The following is a 1,884-nucleotide window of genomic DNA, read 5'->3' as shown; positions in this document are numbered from 1 at the left end:
GCGATCTGCTTGTNCGGCCATCTCGTCCAAAGAATGGATAAGCGACTTCGAGGCACCCTTGTTCGTGTATTCGAGGATGGCCTTTGAGTTATCCGGCGCTTCCTCGCTCATGACGTTCATGAATGGGTTCTTCCGAGCCATCTCGTTATCCTCGGATCGTTAAGCGGTTGATTCTACGAATCACCTTCTGGGTTTTGACGGCGGTCAACATGTTATATTCTCCCCCATGCTCGATGGATGAGACCCTGAATCTCAAAATTTACGGCATCCATGCATTCTATGGCGCGGTCATAAGTACCCCGGGTAAAATTAGAGCGTTCCAGCTCGTAAAGACTCCGCTTGGTCAATCCGGCGTCAGAAATCGCAGTCGTCTTCACCATGGGCGTCTTCAAGATTTCCTCGGCAAGCATGGACTGCATGAAGCCAAGCATTTGAACCTGGGGCACGTCTTGCGGCTCAAAACGGGTGATCAGGTAGCGTAGCCAATCAAGCCTCACATCAGCACCAGCCGCCTTGATGGTTTTCGTGATGTTGCCGAGCATGAGCAAGAACTGGCTCATCGACATCAAGTCCAGCATTTGTGGGTGGACGGTAATCAAAACCGATGTAGAGGCGGTGAGGGCAGTCAACGACAGATATCCAAGCTGCGGCGGACAATCGATGATCACGACATCGTAACGGTCATCGACGTCCATGAGGGCTTTACCAAGTCGAGTGAAAAACCGCTTGCCCTCGCTGCCGGCCTGCATCGCGAGCGGGGTGTCGTACTCGTACTCTTGAAGCTCGAGGTTCGCCGGGATGATGTCGAGGCCGGGGAAGTTTGTCGGTAAAATGACATCCGCAATCGGCTTCCGCTCGTCGTATCGGATCGTATCGTAGAGCGACGGGTTTTGATCAAGTTCCGGCTGAAACCCATGCAGAGCCGAGAGCGAAGCCTGCGGATCGAGATCGATGGCGAGAACGCGATGGCCCGTAAGCGCAAGATGCTGGGCTAGGTGGGCGGCACTCGTCGTTTTGCCACTACCACCCTTAAAGTTCACGACGGCGATGACCTGGAGCTTGTCGCCCGGCTTGCGCTGCGGGAGGTATTTCTTGGCTTCGCTCTTCCCGGTTTCCGCGAGGTACTGCCGCAGCTCCAACATCTGCTCGGCGGTGTAATACTTCCTGTTCCCCGACATTGTGGTCGGGATCGGCCCCTTGCCGTCCAAATAAAGCCGTTTCAGGTTGCTTGGCGTAACGCCGAGGTAGTGGGCAACCTCGCCCACGGAAAACTGACGCAGGGTCTTCTTCGCGCTCGGCGGGAAGTTCTCCAACCGCAGCTGGTTAAGCCTGCGAGAGATTTCCGCACCTTGCATCAGTATCTTGTCGTCCAGTTCGAACGAAGGAAGCGAGAACGCGTTCATAGATTCATTGACCATTCTGCCGGTAAAATCACCGAAACTCTCGATATGCCGTCATTATCTCCGATTCTCTGATTCCAGCAAGGAAAATAAAATTAACAGAAGGTTAAGGCCCGTGAGCGGTCAAGAAAGCTCTATTTTGGCGACTTGAGAATAGGGAGGGAAGTTTTTTGCGCCGACGATTGACTGCCGTCAAAATCCTAAATTCTGCAGCAGCTGCAAGAGGTTGGGCGAACATAGAAGTTACGCATCGGGCTGACGAGCTGTTGCTCAAATTACGTAATTTTTAGGTGAGATTCTTTACGAACTCATCGACTAGGCTAACGCTGATCGTCATATCTCGGTGCGCTACCTCGCAAGGAAATGATCGAGCGGAAGACTTCTCACCGTCTAACTCTTGAGCCTCTTTCGATTTTTCAGGCGCTGGTGCAGCGGTAGTGTGAGCGGATTTCGGTCTTTTAAGCTGCGTGTGGTTGCCGGTAGG

1 protein-coding gene is annotated in these 1,884 nt (G+C 53.2%); it reads right to left on the bottom strand.

The features are described from left to right. Positions 1–212 precede the first annotated feature (212 nt). Positions 213–1,403: a plasmid partitioning protein RepA gene (gene repA, locus PDO_RS14050; RefSeq protein WP_037074186.1), complete on the bottom strand. Its 1,191-nt coding sequence runs from the start codon at positions 1,401–1,403 to the stop codon at positions 213–215. Positions 1,404–1,884 lie beyond the last annotated feature (481 nt).

This window comes from Rhizobium sp. PDO1-076, from assembly GCF_000247475.1.
Lineage (GTDB): Bacteria > Pseudomonadota > Alphaproteobacteria > Rhizobiales > Rhizobiaceae > Allorhizobium.
This window is presented reverse-complemented; position numbering and strand designations above follow the sequence as displayed.

What these genes read in the sequence shown, in the direction of transcription:
- repA (WP_037074186.1), bottom strand. Translation starts at nt 1,403, where the DNA reads ATGAACGCGTTCTCGCTTCCTTCGTTCGAACTGGACGACAAGATACTG.